At 66.6% G+C, this 19,517-nt stretch carries 19 protein-coding genes; 5 read left to right on the top strand and 14 right to left on the bottom strand.

All coding sequences use genetic code 11. The annotated features are described in order from the left end of the window. Positions 1–73: 73 nt before the first annotated feature. Complete coding sequence (locus tag OEL49_RS09295; RefSeq protein ID WP_134240559.1) at positions 74–2,701, top strand: AAA family ATPase; 2,628 nt, start codon at positions 74–76, stop codon at positions 2,699–2,701. Positions 2,702–2,792: 91 nt separating this feature from the next. Here the strand turns inward: OEL49_RS09295 and OEL49_RS09290 are convergent, their stop codons facing one another. The 14 genes from OEL49_RS09290 to OEL49_RS09225 all read right to left on the bottom strand — a co-directional run bounded on the left by OEL49_RS09290 (position 2,793) and on the right by OEL49_RS09225 (position 15,346). After that, a complete protein-coding gene (locus OEL49_RS09290; protein ID WP_043496613.1) occupies positions 2,793–3,542 on the bottom strand; it encodes a TIGR03747 family integrating conjugative element membrane protein in 750 nt (249 codons plus the stop codon). Beyond that, positions 3,539–5,695: a type IV conjugative transfer system coupling protein TraD gene (gene traD, locus OEL49_RS09285; protein ID WP_134240558.1), complete on the bottom strand. Its 2,157-nt coding sequence runs from the start codon at positions 5,693–5,695 to the stop codon at positions 3,539–3,541. Before traD ends, OEL49_RS09290 begins: the two co-directional genes overlap by 4 nt. A gap of 8 nt (positions 5,696–5,703) precedes the next feature. Continuing rightward, positions 5,704–6,237, bottom strand: coding sequence for an integrating conjugative element protein (locus OEL49_RS09280; protein ID WP_054019004.1), 534 nt, complete (start codon positions 6,235–6,237; stop codon positions 5,704–5,706). Then, the gene (locus tag OEL49_RS09275; protein WP_134240557.1) at positions 6,234–6,854 is read right to left on the bottom strand and encodes a lytic transglycosylase domain-containing protein; all 621 of its coding nucleotides are present in this window, start codon (positions 6,852–6,854) and stop codon (positions 6,234–6,236) included. The genes OEL49_RS09280 and OEL49_RS09275 overlap by 4 nt, the downstream gene beginning before the upstream one ends. Next, a complete protein-coding gene (locus OEL49_RS09270; protein ID WP_134300499.1) occupies positions 6,839–7,558 on the bottom strand; it encodes a TIGR03759 family integrating conjugative element protein in 720 nt (239 codons plus the stop codon). The genes OEL49_RS09275 and OEL49_RS09270 overlap by 16 nt, the downstream gene beginning before the upstream one ends. A gap of 9 nt (positions 7,559–7,567) precedes the next feature. Then, positions 7,568–8,215 carry a hypothetical protein gene (locus OEL49_RS09265; RefSeq protein WP_134240555.1) on the bottom strand — a complete coding sequence of 216 codons (648 nt, stop codon included), beginning with the start codon at positions 8,213–8,215 and terminating at the stop codon, positions 7,568–7,570. Beyond that, a complete protein-coding gene (locus tag OEL49_RS09260) occupies positions 8,212–8,781 on the bottom strand; it encodes a PilL N-terminal domain-containing protein (RefSeq protein ID WP_166737325.1) in 570 nt (189 codons plus the stop codon). Before OEL49_RS09260 ends, OEL49_RS09265 begins: the two co-directional genes overlap by 4 nt. Before the next feature lie 198 nt (positions 8,782–8,979). Continuing rightward, positions 8,980–11,253, bottom strand: coding sequence for a helicase-related protein (locus OEL49_RS09255; protein WP_166737324.1), 2,274 nt, complete (start codon positions 11,251–11,253; stop codon positions 8,980–8,982). Positions 11,254–11,352: 99 nt separating this feature from the next. Next, positions 11,353–11,658, bottom strand: a complete 306-nt coding sequence (locus OEL49_RS09250; RefSeq protein WP_023124349.1) for a hypothetical protein — start codon at positions 11,656–11,658, stop codon at positions 11,353–11,355. A gap of 101 nt (positions 11,659–11,759) precedes the next feature. Then, positions 11,760–12,869, bottom strand: a complete 1,110-nt coding sequence (locus tag OEL49_RS09245) for a DUF6094 domain-containing protein (protein ID WP_134240552.1) — start codon at positions 12,867–12,869, stop codon at positions 11,760–11,762. 65 nt (positions 12,870–12,934) lie between these two features. After that, the gene (locus OEL49_RS09240) at positions 12,935–13,585 is read right to left on the bottom strand and encodes a hypothetical protein (protein WP_134240551.1); all 651 of its coding nucleotides are present in this window, start codon (positions 13,583–13,585) and stop codon (positions 12,935–12,937) included. An 84-nt stretch (positions 13,586–13,669) separates the two neighbouring features. After that, on the bottom strand, positions 13,670–14,035 hold the full coding sequence (locus OEL49_RS09235) for a hypothetical protein (protein WP_134240550.1): 366 nt from the start codon (positions 14,033–14,035) through the stop codon (positions 13,670–13,672). 89 nt (positions 14,036–14,124) lie between these two features. Further along, positions 14,125–14,736 carry a DUF3275 family protein gene (locus tag OEL49_RS09230; RefSeq protein WP_134240549.1) on the bottom strand — a complete coding sequence of 204 codons (612 nt, stop codon included), beginning with the start codon at positions 14,734–14,736 and terminating at the stop codon, positions 14,125–14,127. Positions 14,737–14,791: 55 nt separating this feature from the next. Beyond that, the gene (locus OEL49_RS09225) at positions 14,792–15,346 is read right to left on the bottom strand and encodes an STY4534 family ICE replication protein (RefSeq protein ID WP_134240548.1); all 555 of its coding nucleotides are present in this window, start codon (positions 15,344–15,346) and stop codon (positions 14,792–14,794) included. A gap of 394 nt (positions 15,347–15,740) precedes the next feature. On the opposite strand from OEL49_RS09225, the gene OEL49_RS09220 reads away from it, so the two are divergent. From OEL49_RS09220 to OEL49_RS09205, 4 genes are read left to right on the top strand one after another with little or no spacing between them, the layout of a single operon-like run. Further along, positions 15,741–16,019, top strand: coding sequence for a metal/formaldehyde-sensitive transcriptional repressor (locus tag OEL49_RS09220; protein ID WP_134240547.1), 279 nt, complete (start codon positions 15,741–15,743; stop codon positions 16,017–16,019). 8 nt (positions 16,020–16,027) lie between these two features. Beyond that, positions 16,028–17,014 (top strand): CDF family Co(II)/Ni(II) efflux transporter DmeF, encoded by a 987-nt coding sequence (gene dmeF, locus OEL49_RS09215; protein WP_134240546.1) that lies wholly within the window; start codon positions 16,028–16,030, stop codon positions 17,012–17,014. After that, positions 17,011–18,267 (top strand): MFS transporter, encoded by a 1,257-nt coding sequence (locus OEL49_RS09210; protein ID WP_134240545.1) that lies wholly within the window; start codon positions 17,011–17,013, stop codon positions 18,265–18,267. Before dmeF ends, OEL49_RS09210 begins: the two co-directional genes overlap by 4 nt. Beyond that, positions 18,267–19,244, top strand: coding sequence for an arsenic resistance protein (locus tag OEL49_RS09205; RefSeq protein ID WP_134240544.1), 978 nt, complete (start codon positions 18,267–18,269; stop codon positions 19,242–19,244). Before OEL49_RS09210 ends, OEL49_RS09205 begins: the two co-directional genes overlap by 1 nt. Positions 19,245–19,517 lie beyond the last annotated feature (273 nt).

Genomic DNA, 19,517 nt, shown 5'->3' with positions numbered 1-19,517 from the left:
CCCGCCGAGAAGTTCGATTCGGACACCGAGCGGCGCTTTGCCATCATCCTGGAGCGCGACGGAGGAACAAGAAATGCAGAAACCCGCCGCACCGCAAAAGACCGTCCTGGAGACGATTCTGGACTGGTCAAAGGATCGTCCACTCTGGCAGCGTGACGCCCTGCGCCGCATCATCGCAAACGGCCGTCTGACGGACGCCGATATCGGCGAACTCGTGGACCTTTGCAAACAGGGCAAAGGTCCACCCGTAGGCGCGCTGAAAGCGGTACCGCTGGAGAAGGCCCACCTTCCGGCCAACCCCGGTCAGACCGCCGCGGTATCGCTTCTGTCGATCGCCGACGTGACCGGCGTGAACAACCTTGCCGCCGGCCAGACCCTCAGCTTCGAGCCGAATGGAATCACGATCATCTACGGCGACAACGGTGCGGGCAAGTCCGGCTACGCACGGATCCTGAAGCGCGCATGTCGTGCAAGGCATGCCGGAAAAATCGAACCCAATGTGTATGCCGATCAGCCCCCGAAGCGCGTCGGCGCGAACATCGCGTACGGGGTCGGCGGTGTGCCGCAGCCGGTCGAGCAGTGGCAGAACGGAGCAAATCCGCATGCAACGCTGTCTGCAGTGAGCGTGTTCGATAGCGACTGCGCCTCAGTGCATATCCGCGAGAAGAACGAAGTTGCATTCCGGCCCTTTGGTCTGGACGTGCCGGATGAGCTTGCTGCAGCCTGTCAGGCGGTGAAGGATGCCCTCGCAGCTGAACAGAAGCAGCTTGAGAAGGCCCGCAATCCGATCTTTGCGGCGCCGACCTGGAAGGCCGCCACGGCCGTGGGGAAGGCGCTTGCCGCGCTGAACGCCAACACAGACGCAAAGAAGATCGAAGCCCTGGCGGCACTCTCGGCAGACGAAAGCGCCCGTCTTGAGCGTCTGCGGGAAGACCTGTCGAAGAATCCGACCAAGGCAGCGGCGGAACAGACCGTCAAAGCCGACAACGTCATGCGGCTGATTACCGTGGTGAACAGCGTTGCAGCCAGAACCACCGATGAGGAGCTGCTGGCAGCCGCTGCCCTCGCCAGGGACGCACGGTCGAAACGGGGTGCTGCACGTCTTGCCGCGGAGAAGGCCTTCACGGGCGAACCCCTTGCCGGGGTCGGCGGCGAGGCATGGCGGGTGCTTTGGGATTCCGCGCGGCGCTACTCGACGGAAATCGCATACCCCGGACAGCCGTTCCCGCCGTCGGCCGAAGACGCGCATTGCATGCTTTGCCAGCAGCCATTGGAAGCTGAGGCACGTGCACGGATGGCACGCTTCGAGGATTTCATCCAGAAGGACACGGAACAGCTGGCACGCGAGGCAGAGAAGGCAGCTCAGACCGCACGGCAGACCATAGCTGCCGGGGCAATCGGCACGCGGGCGGTGAAGGCCAGTCTTGACGAGCTGGGCCTCCAGAATGAGGTGCTGCAGCAGCAGACGCGCCGCTTCATCGCCGCAGCCCGGCTGCGGCGCCACGTTCTGCTCAAAGCCCTGGGCGGAAACGGCGAGGTACAGCTCCCGCCCGTTCCACTGTCGCCGCTGCCTGATCTCGGCCAGCTTCAGACCACGATCCGCAACTACGCCGCCGAGCTGCGCAAGTCCGCTGACGCGGATGAACGCAAGAAGCTCGAAGCCGATTTCGCCGAGCTGAGCGACCGGGCGCTGCTCGCCGGCATGCTGCCGGTCGTTACTGACGAAATCCAGCGGCTGAAGACAATCCAGTTTCTGACCGAGTGTGCGGGCGACACGGCGACGAACACCATCACCAAGATGGGCAACGACATTGCCGACACCGTGATTACGCCTCGGCTGCGCGACAGATTTCAGGAAGAGATTGTCAGGCTTGCGGCCTCGAAGGTTCGCGTCGAAATCGTGCGCTCCGGCGGCAAGTACGGCTCACCGCAGTATCAGGTGCGCCTCTTCGCCAAGCCGGATGCCAAGGTCCACGAAATCCTGAGCGAAGGGGAAAAGACCTGCGTGGCGCTGGCCGCCTTCATGACCGAGCTTGCCACCGCGATGCACCGCTCTGCTCTGGTCTTCGATGACCCGGTGTCCTCATTGGACCATCGCTGGCGCGGGCAGGTGGCCAAGCGTCTCGTGGAAGAAGCGGAGAACCGCCAGGTCATCGTCTTCACGCATGATCTGGTGTTCGTGAACGATCTGAATGACCACGCGACGAAGACCGGGCAGGCCGTGCGGCTCACGACGCTCAGTCGTGGCGCCGCGGGAGCCGGTATGGTGGCCGACGGCCTGCCCTGGAAGGCCCAGAGCGTCGAAGATCGCATCGACAAGCTGGAGAAGGCGGCGCGTGCGGCAAAGCTGCTGCATGACAACAACCAGGAAGACGAGTACGCGGTCGAGGTGGCAAAGCTCTACAACTCGCTGCGCGCCACATGGGAGCGCGGCCTGGAGGACATCGCTTTCGTCCGCGTTATTCAACGCCACAGGGACTACATCAACGCCAAGGACCTGAAGAAGGTCAGTGCGCTCAACGAGGCTGACTGCGATGCTTTCGCCGCCGGATTCAAGAAGTGCTGCGACATTGTTGACGCACACGATCCGTCCAGCGGTAGGAATGCCGCGCCGCCACCACCTACTGATCTCTTTCAGGACATCCAGGCTTTGAAGGACTGGGCCGCGTCTCTGCGAGACAGGCAGAAGAAGATTGCTTGAAACGTGTTTGTTCGCGCCAATGCTGACGTTCTTGACGAAGCAGAGCACCGAAACTATGGCATCGTTTATCTGACCTGGCGCAGGGCTGCAGCTACAGGTACTTCTTGAACGTTGCCGCCGCAATGCACACCGCCACGCCGAGCAATGCGGCGCTGGGCAGCAGGATCAGCAACGGGTTCACGCTGACCGGCAGTGCCAGGTAAGTCACCCACGGCAGTACGGCCAGCGGGATCAGGCTGGCCCTGGCGCGGTGATAGATGAACCCCGACTCGCGTCCCGCGCCGAAGCGGCGGATGTCCCGGCGCACCAGGCCGTCCACCAGCCCGACGAAGGCGGCCATCAGGAACAGTGGCAGGGTCAGGCACAGCACCAGCAGCCGCACGAGAAAGACCAGCGTCGTGTAGGCCGCCGCGATCAGGTAGCTCTCCACGTTCACGTAGACCAAGCCGATGTAGTAGCGGAAATCCTTGGTCGGGCGATGGCTGCCGGCGCTGGCCTGCGTCGAGGCGTCGCGTATCCAGTCCAGCAGACCGCTTTTCACGAACAGCCAGTCGTAGCCCTGCTCGACCAGCCGGTGCGCCGTGCGCCCCGGCTCCTGCACGAGTGCGCTGCGCGTGAAATGCGTGGAGAGCTGATCCAGCTCATAGTGCAGCATGCCCTGCGCGTGGCGCCAGCCCTGATCGGGCCAGAAGAAGTGCATGCCGACGCACTCGATCAGGATGCACAGCAGCAGCGCGCCGCAGAGCACGCCGAAGAAGCGGAACGGCAGCGTGACCAGGCCGGCGATCAGGCCTTGCTGTCGTTGCTGCTGGCGTTGGGCCGCGACGGCCGGGTCGCTCATGCTTCGGCCTCTTCAGCGGCGGCCATCTGCTTGAAGTCGTCCAGCAGGTCGTCGGGCAGCGCCTTGTCCTGCAGGCCGGGGATGCCCTGGTTCTCCCACCAGTCTCCTGCCTCGACGTAGTGCTGCCGCATGTAGCCGGCCAGCTCCTGCAGATCCTTCGGCATGGCTTCGTCGGGATCGGGTGCCGGCAGCGGCATGCGGACTTTCCAGAGGTTGCCGCCCTCGATCAGCGCGAAGCATTGCCCCTTGGGCAGCGCCACCACATGCGCGGGCTCGATCAATGGCACGCTGGTCGTGCTGATGCGGTCCTGGGTGTTGGACGTGAACGCGGTATTGCCGTGCGGGTCGGAGCTGTCGGTGGCGCCGCTCATCAGTGCCGTGGCATAGACCTCGACCTTGGGCAGTTGCCGCGTCAGCAGCTCGGCGGTGGCGGTCTCGCGCACGCGCAGCATGAACAGGTTGTTGAAGTTGCCGACCACCTGACCGGCCTTGGCTCGGTTGCCAATGCGGGCCTCGATGTCGCTCAAGGTCTGCGTGTAGGCCGTCACCTGCACGCCGGCACCGCCGCCCTTGTTGACCATCGGGATGAACTCGTCGCCCATGAGTTCATTGAATTCGTCGGCGTGGACGTTGATCGGAATCTTTGTGCCCGCCGCGGCGCCGGGCAGCCCATCGTCGATGCCGAACTTGTAGATGTGGCCGGCGACCGAGACCAGATCGCTGAACATCGAGTTGCCCACCGCCGCTGCGACTTCGGCGTCGGACAGTGCATCCAGCCCCACGTAGACTACCGCGCGTTTGCGGATGACCTGCATCCAGTCGAAGATCGGCCGCGGGTCGGACAGGTCGGAATAGTTCGGTGCGAGCAGTTGCGCGATCTTGCCGGTGGTGAGCTTCTCCAGCAGCGGCAGCAGCGAAGCGACGATCTTGTCGAAGTACGTCCGGTCGTAGCGCACGGCGCTGCGCAGGCCGTCGAGCACCGGGTCATAGATGCGCACCTGGGACAGGTACTGTTCGAGGGCCACCACGCGCTTCTCGCGCCCGATCATGTTGCGCGGGATGTTCTTGTCGTTCAGCTTCGCTTCGAGCTGGACGATGACCTCCCAGGCCTTCGGCTCGTTCCTGGCGAAGTAGTGCTGGGCGTACTCGATGAACAGCGCGTCGATGTTGATGACATGGCGCTGGATCAGCAGGTAGTCCGGCCGCTGCCCCAACTCGACAAGGGCGCGCGCGATGATGTTGACGAAGCGCCAGGCGAATTCGCGGAACGCGGCGCTGTTGCCTTCGCCCGAGAGCTGTCCGGCGATGCGCGTGGCCACCTCGGAGATCCGCCCGAACCGGCCCACGGCGTTGTAGCGCGCCGAGATGTCCGGCCAGCCCAGATGGAAGACGTAGAACTCGCCTTCGCGCCCGGCGCGCTTGGCCTCGACGTACATGCGCTTCAACAGGTCGGCATCGCCCTTGGGGTCGAAGACGATCACCACCTCGTGCTCGCCGCGGACCTTGCGGCGGATGTCCTGGGTGATGAACAGCTCGGCCAGCCGCGTCTTGCCAACGCGCGTGGTACCCAGCACCAGGGTATGGCCGACGCGCTCGCCCAGCGGCAGGGTGACGTCGACCTCGTGCGGCTCGATGCCATGCAGGCGCGGCAGTCCGCCGACCGGCGGCAGCGGCCGCGCCGGGTTGAGCGGGCTGTCCCAGGCCAGCGCGCGCGCCAGCGTCGAGACGGGAAACGGCGCGAACTCTAGCCGCTCCTCCAGCCGGCGAGCGGCCCGGTAGATCGCCGTCGGCTCGACGTAGCGGCGGAACTCCGGCCGGTAGGTCTGCATCAGCCGGTGCGTGTGCCGCTGCTCCCAGCGAAAGCCCCGGCCGACGAACAAGCGTTGCTGACTCACCGGCACGTCGCGGCTGGTCATCACGTAGCGCGGCAGGCGGCGGATGTTGCGGCGATGGCGCAGGATCGCCCAGGCATCGCGCAGGCGAATCGCGCCGAAGGTCAGGAAGGCCAGCGCCGAGCCCAGGCCGAGCAGCGGGTTCAGCGCGAGCGACCACGGTGCCACCAGGCACAGAATCGCGGCGCCGGTGCAGACCGCCACGGTATAAAGCTCCACCGCTGGCCGCAGCAGCACCTCGACCGCATGCGGTTGGGCCATTTGCGCACCTACTGCTCGACGCCGGTGGACGTGATGAGCACCGGGTAGTGGCGCAGGCCCAGGCGCTGGGCCAGGTCGTCGCCGGAGACCGGCGAGAGGGTCAGGCCAGGAGCCAGCCTGCGCAGCGCCGTCAGCGCGGCCATCGACTCCACGTTGACCACCAGGCCCACGGCCTGCAGCTCGCGCAGCGCCGCCTGCCGCTGCCGCAGCCAGGCACGCGACCGCTCGTCGTCGCCGACCAGGAACAGCGCCGTCAGGCCCGGCGCCCGGATGACGCGGCGCTGCACCTCGCCCGGCGACAGTTGCGTCGAGCGCACCGGCAGCATGGCGGCTTCGGCGTCGGCCGCGTTGCCCACGCGCGGGGCTGGCATCGGGGCCGGCGGCGTGGCCTGGTCCGGCTGAGGATTCAGCGACTGGTAGTACGGCAGCGCGGAGTCGCCGCCGCGGTCTTCGACGACGATCAGCGGCGCGGAGGCGATCTGGGCGAAGACCGTGGTCGTGGGCAGCAGCGCGATGGCGCCGATGAGGACGATGTGGTTCATGGCGTGGTGACCTGAAGGGTTGGAACGGGAACGCCGGGGTCGATCACGCGGGTCAGGTGCCGATGCACACTGCGCCGGTAGCGCGCTGCGGGTGCCCCGCCGGCGGGCCGGTGGTAGCGGCCGATGGCAAGCAGCCAGTCCTCGCCCGGCGTGTGCTGTTCGCGCAGGATTTCCGCGGCGACGGCGAGATTGCGGTACGGGTCCAGCAGCTCGCAGGGCTGCGTGTAGCGATGCGCGTGGTAGCCGAGATTGACCTGGCCGAGACCGGCGTCGATGCGATTGGCCGGCGTGTGGGCGAGCGCACGGTGCAGCCCCGCGCAGGCCTCGGCGCGGGTGGCATAGCGCTGCGGCGTGCCGGCGACGTTGAGCGACCACGGCCAGGGGATCAGGCGCCCGCGCAGCATGGCGCCGCTCTCCTGCAAGGCCACCGCGTACAGCACCGCCGCCGGCACGTCTGCACGATGCGCCGCCAGTTGATAGGCCGGCGGCGGCCCTTCCCGCGCCAGGGCGGCCAACGCCCAGCCGCCGGTGGCGAGCAGCAGCACGGCGCCGGTACAGCGGATGGCGACGCGGGATGGCCGACGCTCCCGGCCCGGAGTACCTATTGCCGCTGCCATTGGCCGTTCACCTCGCGCACCACGGCCGGCAGATCGCCGGGGAGGCCGAGCGACAGCCAGCGCCCCGCATCGTGGTTGAGCGTGATGGTGCGGGCGCGCACCCTGGCCGGGTCGATGCCCGCCTGGGTGGCCCACTGCCGGATGCGCGCGTCGTCCTGACGGCTGCCGACCATGTAGAGGTCGAAGGCCGTGCCGGCCGCCTGCAACTGCTGCACGCGCTGCGCGCACGGTGCGCAGTCGGCCTTGACGAAGACCGCCAGGCGCCCGGAGCCGGTGTTGCCGGCACCCTGCGCCTTGGCGCCGGGCAGGCTCACGCGCGGCTGGCCGGGAAACAGGCGCTGCCACGCCGCGTCGTAGGCCCGCTGGTAGGCCAGCGTCTTGCCGACGCGCCGGGCCTCGGCCTGCACCTGCAACTCGGCGTAGCGCCTGCGCTCCTCCTCGCTGCGGGCCTCGATGCCCAGCGCCGTGAGCGGATCGAGCAGGGGCGAATAGACCCCGAGCGGCCCCTGCATCAGTTGCCGGTAACGCGCCCACTCCTCGGGCTGAAGCCCCCATTCCCGCGCCTGCCTCTCGTCGAGCGCGGCATCAGTGCCCGGCTGCACCTGGGCGGGCACCATGCGCGAGTTCGTCACCGGGGCCGGCTGGGCGGATGCGCCGAAAGCGGCGAACAGGACGACGGCAGCGAGCAACGACCGCAGGATCATGGCGACCTCCTACGGCACCGCGACGCGCTGCGTCTGGCCGTTCACCTGGAACACGCCCGCCTGCGCCTCGATGGACTGCAGTTGCCAGCCGCCCTCGGCATCGCCCTCGCGCAGCAGCCGGGCGCCCGCAAGCGAGGCCGCGGCGGTGGAGGTGATCGACAGAAAGCGCTCGCCTCCACGCAGCTCCACGCCGAGCACCCGGAACGGCGGCTCCGGCACCTTGGGCTTCGTCGCAACCGGAGCGCGCGGGCGAGCGGCGGATGCCACCTGCCGGGTCCTCTCCAGGCGGGTCTCGATTCCGTTCACGCGCGCCTGCAGCGTCTGCAGGTCGACGGCCAGGGCCCTCGTCTCGTCGGCCTCTTCGAGGCGCGCCATCCGCTCGTCCAGCGCCTGCCGCGCGGTGGCGAATTCTGCCTGGCTGATCGGCACCGGCCGGCGCTTGTCCGCATCGGCCTGTCGTTCGAGATCGGCCACGCGCAGGCCCAGCGCGTTGACCTGCGCATCCTGTGCGCTGCTCTGGGTCTGTTCGGCGAGCCGCGACAGGCCGACGCTGTTGATGAGTGCCACGGCACTGATGAGCAGCAGCCAGAAGGCCGCGGCGACCTTGAGCCAGCGCGTGCGGGAATTGCGCTCGGATGGCGCTTGGGGAAAGGTCATGGCTGCAGCTCCTCGGGCCGGTCGGCGTCCGGCACGGGCGTGGCGGTGCCGGGCGGGTTGGCGGAAAGGAAGGCGGGAGCACCGTGCCGGCTGAAGCAGACCTGGCGGGTCAAGTCATCGACCGACAGCTCCCAGGCGGGGCCGGCAAGGGTCAGCAAGGCATCGCGCAGCATCAGCGGGCCCAGGCGCAGGTGTGCGGCAGGCAGCGGCAGCGCGTAGAGCGTGGCGGCTTCGACCGCATCGCAGAGCCGGTAGCCCGAGCGCAGGAGCACATGGCGCATGGCATCGCCCACGCTGGCATCGAGCATGGGCGGAATCGAGACCTCCACCGCCTGCTGCAAGAGATCACGCTGCGCAGGTTCCGGCACCAGCTCGACCAGGGTGTAGCGGCCGTAGCGGGCCACCGGAACGAAACCCGGCTCCGGCGCGACGGCGGTTGGCGATGCGGCCGGCACCGCTGGCGCAGACGACGCGGCGGTCGTGGCGCAGCCGGCGGCCAACAGGCTGCCGGCCAGCAAGCCAGCGGCGAGGGCCAGGCGGTGAACAGCGCGGATGGATGGTTGCATGGAGGGCGCTTCCCTGGAACACGGAGCGCTCACCATCGCCGCCGCTTGGCCTGCGGGCAGCAAACAAAACGCACTGACGCCCGCCCGAATACATGGCTGGGCAGCGCCATGGACTGTCATACGCCCAAGAAAAACGGCCCCGAAGGGCCGTGGAAAGAAGCCGGCGACCCCGAGGGGCCACCGGCATGGGCACATGGATCAGACCGTGACAAGCTGCCGGGCCAGTGCGACCTCGACGGAATCACCATCCTGGTTCAGAACATCCAGGCCCGACTCGGGTACGTCTCCCGACGTGCTTTGCGAGACCATGATCTTCCTGGCCATCAACCCCAGGCAGGTCATCTGCGAGGAGTTGGCATAGCCCAGGTAGATCACGCGCACCGGCTGCTTCTGGCCGATGCGCCATGAGCGCCGGGCGGCCTGCTGCAGCGAATACACGTTGTAGCCCGACTGGAGGAACACGATGGTCGGGAACTCCAGCAGGTCCAGGCCGGTTTTCACCAGCTCGGGATTGGTGATGAGCACGTCGATGCCACGGTCCAACTGCTCGGCGATCCAGTCTTCCCGGCGGGAGGCATCCACGCTCGCGCGCAGTACCGCCACCTTGAAGCCCTCCTGCTCCAGCAGCACCTTCAGGCGCGACGTGGTGTCGCGCGTGCCGGTGTAGACCGAATAGACCAGGGTCTTGCGACCTTCCGCCTTCTCCTGCTTGCAGATCTCGATCAGCTCGCGTTCCTTGGGCATCACCTCCAGCTCGTTGAACTGAGCCGGCACGAACGCCAAGGTGTTGCGTGTGCGCGGATGCACCACCGTTTCCGACCGGAAGCAGCAGTCCGGCCAGGCCAGCAGCACATTGAGGACTACACCGAGCAGCGTCGTGTCGCGCTTCGCCAGGGCCTGCTTCAGCTCCTGGGTCAGCCGACCCGCCAGATCGCGGTAGGCCGCGGCCTGCGCCGTGTCCATCGCGACTTCGCGGAACTCCTCGTCGTAGGGCGGCAGCACGTTGCCACCGATGTCCTTCAACTTGAGGAAGACCGTGAACGGCAGGACGCAACGCAGCACGCCCTTCGGACCGAAGCCCGGCGCCTTGACCGTGCGCACCGATACCTTGGTGCCCTTGGCCGTCTTGTGCGCCGTGCCAGTGCTCTCGGAATAGATGTCCTTCAAGACACCGTGATCGCGCATGAACGCCATCGCGGCCGACGTCATGCTGCCGCTCTTCGTCGGCCGGTAGCCGTCTTCGATCATCCGCCCCGGCAGGGCTCGGAACAGCAGGTGGAACAGGTCGTCGCCGTAGCCGCCCATCAGCGTGCCGGTGAGCAATAGCGTCTTGCGCGCCTTGGCCGCCAACACCCCCATGGCCTGGCCCTGTGCGGAGCCGCCGTTCTTGTACTCGTGCGCCTCGTCGGCGATGAGCAGGTCGAACGTGCCTTGGGGAAGCTGCCTCTTGATGAACTCGGACGGCTGGTAGCCGCCCTCGCCGAAGCCGAACTCCATGTTGGCCATCGCACGTTCCATCCGATGGGCTTGCCGGTCCGAGAAGACCAGCTCGCCGTTGCCATCCATCAGGTTGATGAACTCGTGGATGTTGTCCCCGAGCATCGACGCGAGGAAGGCGTCACCGAACTTCTGCATCAGCTTCTGCGCGGTGACTTCCCCGATGGTTGGAATACGCTTCAGTGCCTTGAGCACGGTCGAGGACTGGTCGCTGGCGGACAGGCCTCTGGGACGGATCAACGACCACAGCGGTGCACGGCAGTGGCTGCACTTGCGGCGGGACTCCTCGGCTTCCAGCTCGACCGGATTGATCGGCTCGCCGTCGAGGTCGGTGATGACATGCCCGCAATCCGGGCAGGCCCCCACGTCGCCATGAGGCGTGCGCCGGCGAACGAAGACAGGTTTCCAGTGGAACCCCATCCGCATCCGCACGCGGCCCAGGACGAAGAACTCCTGGCCCTGAGTCGGCACGCCCAACTGCCCGCGCAGTTTCAGCAGCTTGACCAGCGTGTCCGGGCCGTTGAGCACCCAGACCTTGGCACCGGCCACCGTCTCCTGGATTTCGCGCCGCCACTTGTAGACCAAGTGGGGTGGCGAGAGCACCAGGGTGCGGCGGTAGCCCTCGGCGTTGAGCACGGCGGCCGTGGCGATGCCGACGGTCGTCTTGCCGCAACCCATCTCGCCATTGACGATCGCGGCGCGTTCGCCGCGGTCTACCAACAGCTCGGTGACGGCATGGACCACATCGGCTTGCGCCGGGAACAGCTTGCGCTTGAGCGTGGCGAGGGTCAGTTGCCGATGCCCCCGCACCTGGCCGGTGTAGACCGGAGGATTGGCGCGGTTGAGCGAGTCGAGCAGCTCGTCGCCGAACTCGGACACGAAGTCCTGCAGGCTGAGCGTGAGGGGTGAAGCGGCCGCTTCGAGCAGGTAGCCCTGCACAGCGGTTTCGGGAACGGTTTCGAGATCGAGGGACATGGTGATGCTCCAAAGCAATGGGGCATGCACCTCCCCCACGGGGCGGTGACATGCCCCTGGGCGGGAAGAAAGAAGCGGCGCGAGGCCGCTGGATGCGGATCAGTATTCGCTGGGCAACAGCAGTGTGGTGACGCTGCGATCCCATTCGGTGATGATCCAGAGCTTCAGGTCGCGCGTGACCTGGTAGGACGAGAACAGACGATCCTCACCGGACTTCAGCGCGGCGTCGTTCTGCCGTCGATCGCTGTCGTCCAGGTCGCCCCAATCGCCATGAAGATGGCGGCGCAGGTACGGCGAGGGGTTGAGCCGGCCCTGTCGGACCAGCTCGTCGACGCCGGCGGTCATGACCACCTGCCCTGGCGAAAAGCGTGCTTGTGACGCGAGGTTGAGGACTGCGAGTGCCATGGTGGTTTCTCCTTCTGGAAGAAGGGGCCACGGCACCCCATCGGGGCAACGTGACCCCGGTGGGTGGATGAAAGCGACGGCGAACCGTCAGGGAACAGCGATCAGCGGATGGTCAGCACTTCGCCCCACGTAGGCGAGCCCAGCGTCAAGTCCCATGCACGAATGACCGGCACGAACTTGTCGGTGAGGATGCGCGTCTCGGCCACGGAGCCGTCGTCGCGTTCGGTGTATTCCGTCTGGAGGGTCTTCTCCTTGTGGGTATCACCTTTGACGACGAGCACGCGCCCGCTCTTGGACTTCACTACGCCAGAGATCGCGCCTGCGGCCAAGGCCAAGGCGAGATGCCAGTGCGACAAGGCCCGCGCGGGCGGACGCAGCGATTGCTGCGCGGCGCCCAGGTGCGTATCGAGCGCCGGCCAGAGACCTTGCAGCCGGCCGACTTCATCGGCGAACTGCTCGGGCTCCATCGTCACGCGATAGAAGTGCTCCGGCTCGGCCGGGCTGGCAGGGACGGTGTACGGCAGGAACGGCCATTCGAGCGGCAGCTCCTCGGCTTCGGCGTCGCCCTGTCCGATCTGCAGCAGCAGACCACGCACGGCCTTGACCGACTCCGACGCCTGGTCGCGCTGACGAATCCTGCGGCCGAAGATCACCACCTGCTTGAACTGCGTTTCCACCGCACGGTAGATGCGCAGGTCGGCGAAGTGGCGCGTCAGCCATCCGACCAGCTCGGGGTCGAGCACGTAGGACGGCACGATGAAGATCAGCACGCCGTCGTACTGCAGCAGCGGCAGCGCGCGCTGATAGAACAGCTTTTCCAGCCGCGCACGGCCCTGGCCCTGATAGCCGATGTTGCCGTTCACGTCCTTGCTCAGGTCGCCATACGGCGGGTTCAGCCACAGCAGCCCGAAGGACTGCCGCGAGATCAGCGAGTCCATCAGGTCACCGTGGATGCAGCGATCGACCAGTTGCCGTGCGTGGCGGGCACGCTCGGCGTCGTACTCGACGGCGAAGGCCTGGACCTGCTCGCGCCCGAGAGCGTGGGCGGCTTCGGCAATCGCCACGCCTTCGCCGGCGCAGGGATCGAGGATGGACATGGAGCCGGGAGACGGCGCCAGTGCGGACAAGGCCCGCTCCAGCGTCGGCTCATCGGTGGGGAAGTAGCCGTTACGAATGAAATTGCGCGCCAGGCGCGGAAACATGAGTGCCATGGATTTCTCCTGGTGATGGATGAGGGAAGGCGGGCACGCGCGGCGCGCATGCCCGTGGGGATGGCTCACGCCACACGCCGAAGCGGTGCGTTCGCGGCCAGTTCGTACTGCGTGGCACCGAGGGTGCCGTTGCGGATCAGCTCGCCCAGCGCCTTCGTCAGCGCCGGGACATCGAGGGCCAGCCGATGGCCTTCCAGCGGCCCGAGGGCCAAGGGAAGACCGGTCAGCATCCGCCGTGTCTGCAACAGCTCCAGCACGGTGTCGCGCCAGTGGTCGAGCAGTGGCAGCGGGCAGGTGTCCTGCACCAGCGTCCACAGCCGGTCGAGCCGGTGAGCGGAATCCCTGGGCAGAAGCGCCAGCGCGCTGGCATTGGCCTTGTCTGGCTTCACGCAGCGACGGTCGAACAGCCACACATTCGTCAGCGAACCGAACAGCGTCCGCCGATAGGCGCGGGTGATGCGCTTTTCCAGGTTCTCGACGTTGCCGACGAAGACCGGGATGGATGCGCCCTGCTCGGTGATGACGTGGAACTGGTCGAGCCCCTGTTCATCCCGGCCGAGGGCCAGGCGGGCGAGGAACTCCTGAACGGCGGTGTCGCGCGCCCAGATCGAGAGAAAGACGAGATTGCCCTGCTCGTCACCGACGCAACCGTCGGCCATGAGATCGGGGCATTCGTCGATGCGGTACAGCGGTTTCGCGGAAGAAGGTGCAGGCATGGTGATGTCCTCTTGGAAAAGAAGGAGCAACCACAGCCCGTGGGGCCATGCTCGCCCCGGTTGGGTGAAGGAAGATGCGTGTCGCTAGACAGCGCGGCCCGCGTGGAAGCGGTGAACCCGCTCGCGCCACTCGGGGCTTTGCACCGGCGCCATGTCGAGATAGCGCAGCGGGCACGAGTAGTAGTACGGATGCACGGACTCGTCGAGGGACTTGTAGCCCCACTCAAGGCCCGCGCTTTCCAGCAGATGGCAGCCGATGTAGCAGACGGATTCACCGGCCGCGAGGCCCATGACGCCCGCCTGCCTGGCGGTGACGCGAACCACGGTCCACAGAACGTCGCCGTCCAGCGTGTGGTCGATGACTTCGCAGCAAGCGCGTTCGGACGCCTGCGGAGCAAGCAGCTCGCGGATCAACTGATCGCGCGTCTGACGTACGAAGGTCCAGCCCATGAGGGTCTCCTTGAAGAAATGGCCGGAGCCCTCCCCGTCGGGGGAGAACCCCGGCGGGTGGCGGTATGCCGCGCAAAGCGGCGGATGGATCAGGCAGCTTTGAGATGCCAGTCCTGGGACAACGGAGCGAACTCGTAGCCGAGCTTGTCGAGACGGTCGCGCTGCTGACGCAGCACACGACGATCCACGGTCGCATCGAGCTTCACGGTCTCGCCCAGGGGCCACAAGGCACCAAACAGCGCCCCGTCGTCTGCCTCGGCCGAGGCCGCAGCGGACACGGGAGCCGGTTCGCTGCCGAACGGCGTGGTATCGACCAGGGGATCGCGCGGACTGTGCGGCTTCGCCTTCGGCTTGGCCGGGGGCGATGCCGGCGCGGGCGCCTGCGCTTCCTCGTCGATCGGATCGACTTCCTGCGGACTCAGCCGGCGGGCTTCGTCGCGGCTCAGGGCGTCGATGTTGGACAGCGTCATCCCGCCCAGATGGGCGCGGATCTCGATGACCATGCGGCCGTTGGCGTTGTACGTGGAGGGGCGAATCTCGACGATGACGAAATCACCGTCGTACTTGCCCTCGCGGTACTGATCGAGTTCGGCGTTCTTCACGACGAACTCGCCGATCGAGGTCGCCAGGCGGCCGACGTTGAAGTCGCCGTTCCTGCCGTGGATGGTCTTGATGGCCAGTTGGCCGGGAATGGTGATCATGAAGGTCTCCTGCGGACGAAGAGAGGACAAGGCCCCGGGGATGGGGCCTTGCGGATCAGAACGACTCGGCAACGGCCAATGCGGGGGCATCGGCAGCGTCGTCGGCAGCGTCGTCGGCAGCATCGGCGACGGGCTTGGAAGGCTCCGGTGCCGAGGCTTGCTGAGCGTCGGACGTCACAGGGACTTCCAGGTCCCGCTCGTCGGTCTCGGTCGGCTTGGGCTCGGCCTTGTAGACGAGCTGGCCGTCGACCTTGATCCAACTGACGAACAGCAGGCGGGCCTTGAGGCTCACCCCCTGCTCGCCGGCACGCTTGCCCTTGGAGTAGGTGAAGGTGTCGGTCCACAGGTCGCCCAGGCGGAACCCGATCATCACCTTCTTCTCGGCGTCGACCGCCTGAATGCAGCGGCGCACCAGGTGCTGCGCTTCCGATCCCGATACGCGCGTGTCGAAGCGCACATACGAGACGTCATCGCTGGGACCATTGAGCGCTGCGATGTCGCAGGCCAGGAAGGAATCGCCTTTCTTGGGCTTCACTTCGCGGATGCGATTGAGATACCCGAGGCCGGTGATGTGCAGATCGAAGTAGGATTTTTCGTTGGAAGTGGTCATGGTGAATCTCCTGAGAACAATGAGGCGGAGACACACCCGACCCAAGGCGGGGAAGGTGTGGAACCCCCGCGTGGGTTGATGGAACAGCTTGGTGGCATCGCCATCGAGAACCGATGGCCGTTCGCGCATGGATGCCGGTGCGAACTGGGGTGATCAACGCGGTCGGAACCGCGTCGCAGCCTTGAAGATCGTGGCTGCCTGGGCATGTCGCTGACGGACGTCAGCGGAACATGGCCGGAAGCGTGGCACGAAGAAAGCGACGGGCCGAGCGGATATCGGCATTCGCCAATGCCCGCATTGGTGGGGCCTCAGTGACGATGCGCGCCTGAGCGAAGTGCCTTCGACACGCGCTCCTGATACCATACCCCCCTATGCCATACTCCGAGAGCGCGCCGTGAGCCACACCATCCGCGAAAAATCCAAGTTGCTGGGCCGCGTGCGCCGCATACGCGGCCAGGTGGAGGCGCTGGAACGCGCGCTGGACGCCGAAAAAGGGTGCGCCGAAGTCCTGCACCAGATCGCCGCGGTGCGGGGGGCCATCAATGGACTGATGACAGAAGTCCTGGAGGAGCACGTTCGCACGCATATCGCCGACCCGTCGATCAGCAGCGACGCCGAGCGAACGCAGGGGGCCAAAGAATTGATCGACGTACTGCGCGCCTACATCAAGTGAGAACCGCCATGCATACCGAAAACCTGTCCAACTGGATGCACGGCCACGTCTTCGATACCGGTAACGACGCCGCCGAGCGCAGCACGCGGGTGGTGATGTGGATCACGGCCGTGATGATGGTGGTCGAGATCGCTGCGGGCTGGTGGTTCAACTCGATGGCTCTGCTGGCCGACGGCTGGCACATGAGTTCCCACGCCGTCGCGATCGGTCTGTCCGCGATGGCCTATGCCACCGCCCGGCGCTATGCGAAGGACCCGCGCTTCGCATTCGGTACCTGGAAAATCGAAATCCTGGGGGGCTTCGCCAGCGCCATCTTCCTACTGGGCGGGGCCGTGATGATGGTGGTGGGCTCGGTGGAGCGGATCGTCTCGCCGCAGCCCATCCAGTACCAGGAAGCGATTGTGATCGCCGTCCTCGGGTTGGCGGTGAATGTCATTTGCGCATTGATTCTCGGCAAGGCGCACCATCATGACCATGGTCATTCTCATGGGCACGATCATGGCCATGTGCATCACCACGGCGACCATCACGATCTCAACCTGAAGTCGGCCTACCTGCACGTCATCGCCGACGCCGCCACATCGGTCCTCGCCATCGTGGCCCTGGTCGGTGGGTGGATCTACGGCTGGTCCTGGCTGGACCCGGTCATGGGCATCGTCGGTGCCGTGTTGGTTGCCGTCTGGGCCAAGGGTCTCATCACCGATACGGGCAAGGTGCTGCTCGACCGCGAGATGGATCACCCCGTGGTCGATGAGATTCGGGAGGTGGTGGAAACCGGGCCGGACGCCGGTGACGCGCGAATCACCGACCTGCACGTCTGGCGCGTGGGCAAGCAGGTCTATTCGTGCGCCCTGACCGTGGTGACCCACGACAGCGCGCTGACGCCGGACGTCGTGCGTGAGCGCCTGTCGGTGCACGAGGAGATCGTCCATTCGACCATCGAGATCCACCACTGTCCCGATGCGCCGACAGATGCAGTCCGGGCGACGGCATGAAGACCGTGACAGAAAACATCACCAACAATGACAACTCGGTCCAGGGGAACGGGTGGCTGAACCGCACCGTCGCCGGCGCCGGGATCACCAGCGCGCTCGGCGATTTCTGCTACGAGACCACCACCGTGATCCTGCCCGGCTTCCTGGCCGTGCTGGGCATTCCGGCCGCCGCGCTGGGCATCATCGAGGGCATTGCGGATGCGGTGGCGAGCTTCACCAAGATGGTGTCGGGGTACATCGCCGACAAACTGGGCCACCGCAAGCTTCTGGTGCTGGTCGGTTACGGGCTCACCCCGCTGGGCCAGGCCCTGATCGCCCTGGCCGCGGGCTGGCCGCTGATCCTGCTCGGGCGCATGGTGTCCTGGTTCGGCAAGGGCCTGCGCGGCCCGTTACGCGACGCCATCGTGATCCAGGCGGTCAGCCCCGCGACGCGCGGGCGCGCCTTCGGTTTTCATCGCGCGGCGGACACCGTCGGCGCAGTGTTCGGCCCGCTGTTGGGCGTGGTCTTGCTGGGGCTCGCTCAGGGCTGGCACTGGAGCGACGACGCCGGCCCCTTCCGCTTCGTGCTGTGGCTCTCGCTCATTCCCGGCCTGCTGGCGCTGCTGGCCTTCCTCGCATTGGTGCAGGACCCGCAGCATTCGCCGAATCCGGCGCTCAAGTTCTTCGGCTCGCTGCGCGGGCTGCCGTCCCGGTTCAAGCGCTATCTCGGCGCTGTCGGACTGTTCGGCGTCGGTGATTTCTCCCACACCTTGTTGATCCTCGCCGCCACCACGCTGCTCACCCCGTCGATGGGCGTGGTGCAGGCCGCGCAGGTGGCCGGGCTGCTCTATGTGTGGCGCAATGTCGTGCAAGTGGCCGCGTCGTGGCCGGTGGGTTGGCTCGCCGATCGCGTCGGCCACCTGCCCGTGCTGGTGGCGGGCTACGGCCTGGGTGTTGCCACGGCGGTGCTGACCGCGCTGGCCTTCTGGTCTGACCTCGACAGCGTGGCGCTGCTCGCGGGAATCTTCTGCATCGCCGGTCTGTATGTCGCCGTGCAGGAGGCGCTGGAATCCACCGTGACTGCCGAAATGGTGCCGGCCGAGACCATGACCATGAGCATGGGCGCGCTGGGCACCGTCAACGGCACGGCCAAGTTTCTCTCCAGCGCCACGGTCGGCGTGGTGTGGACGGCGGTCTCGCCGGTGTTGGCGTTTGCCTTGGCGGCCACCTTCATGCTGGCCGGCACGCTCGCCATCCTGCGGGTGCGCGACTGATGGACCGACTGACCCTCGAACGCCGCCAGGTCTGGATCTACCTTGCCGCCATCGCAGGCGGCCTGGTGCTGGGCACCGTTGCGCCCGAGATCGGGCCGCGCTTCGAGGTCTTGTTGTGGTCGGTGCCGGCCGCGCTGCTCTACACGACCTTCGTGCAGGTGCCGTTGCTCCATGTACGCGACGCCTTCCGGGACCGGCGCTTCGTGCTGGCCATCCTGCTCGGGAACTTCGTGCTGATCCCGCTGGTGCTGTGGCTGGCACTCCAGTGGCTGCCGGGCGACCCGGCCCTGCGCCTCGGCGTGCTGCTGGTCTTGTTGGTGCCGTGCACTGACTGGTTCATCACCTTCACCCAACTCGGCCGCGGCACGCCGGCACGAGCCATCGCCGTCACGCCGCTCAATCTGCTGGCACAGCTGTTGCTGTTGCCGGTCTACCTCTGGCTGATGCTGCCGGTGGCCGATTTCAGCGCGGCGCTGAAGACCGAAGAGATGCTGCCCGCTGCACTCGCGCTGATCGGGCTGCCCCTCGTGGCCGCCGCGCTCAGCGAACGCTGGGTCGAGGCGCGGACAGGGCGGGCCATCTGGCGCGAGCGACTCGGCTGGTGGCCGGTGCCCTTGCTGGCGGTAGTGGTGTTCCTGATCGCCGGTGCGCAGGTCGGTACGGTGCTCGATGCCGGGCCCGTGCTGCTGATGGTGCTGCCGGTGTTCGTCGGCTTCCTGCTGGTTGCCGCGCTGCTGGCGCGCGGTCTCACCCGGTGGTTGCGGCTGCCGATGGACACCGGCCGCACGCTGGCCTTCAGCTTCGGCACCCGCAATTCCTTCGTCGTGCTACCGTTCGCGCTGGCCTTGCCTGCCGGCTGGGACACCACCGTGGTGGTGATCGTGTTCCAGTCGTTGGTGGAGCTGTTCGGGATGGTGTTCTACCTCTGGTGGCTGCCGCGTCATCTGTTCCGGGAACCGATGAAGGCTGGGGCATGAGCAGGTCAAAGCGATATCGTGCTTCCAAGTGGGACCACCTCAAGGCGCTGACGCTGAGCGAGGCCATTGCCCGTCCCATCGGGGTGCCGGTCGCAAGTGAAGAAAAGGGCGAAACCGCGTCCCAGGAGGCTTGACATGGACGAGTGCTGCACCAACAAAGGCGCCGAGCTGGCCGCCCTGGCGGACAAGGCCAGCCAACGCACCGCGTGCTGATGGTGGTCCTCGCCATCAACGCGGTGATGTTTCTGGTCGAGTTCAGCGCCGGCCTCGTTT

It is taken from the genome of Azospira sp. (assembly GCF_030247495.1).
Lineage (GTDB): Bacteria > Pseudomonadota > Gammaproteobacteria > Burkholderiales > Rhodocyclaceae > Azospira > Azospira oryzae.
The sequence above is the reverse complement of the archived record's forward strand: the minus strand, read 5'-3'. Positions and strand labels throughout refer to the sequence as shown.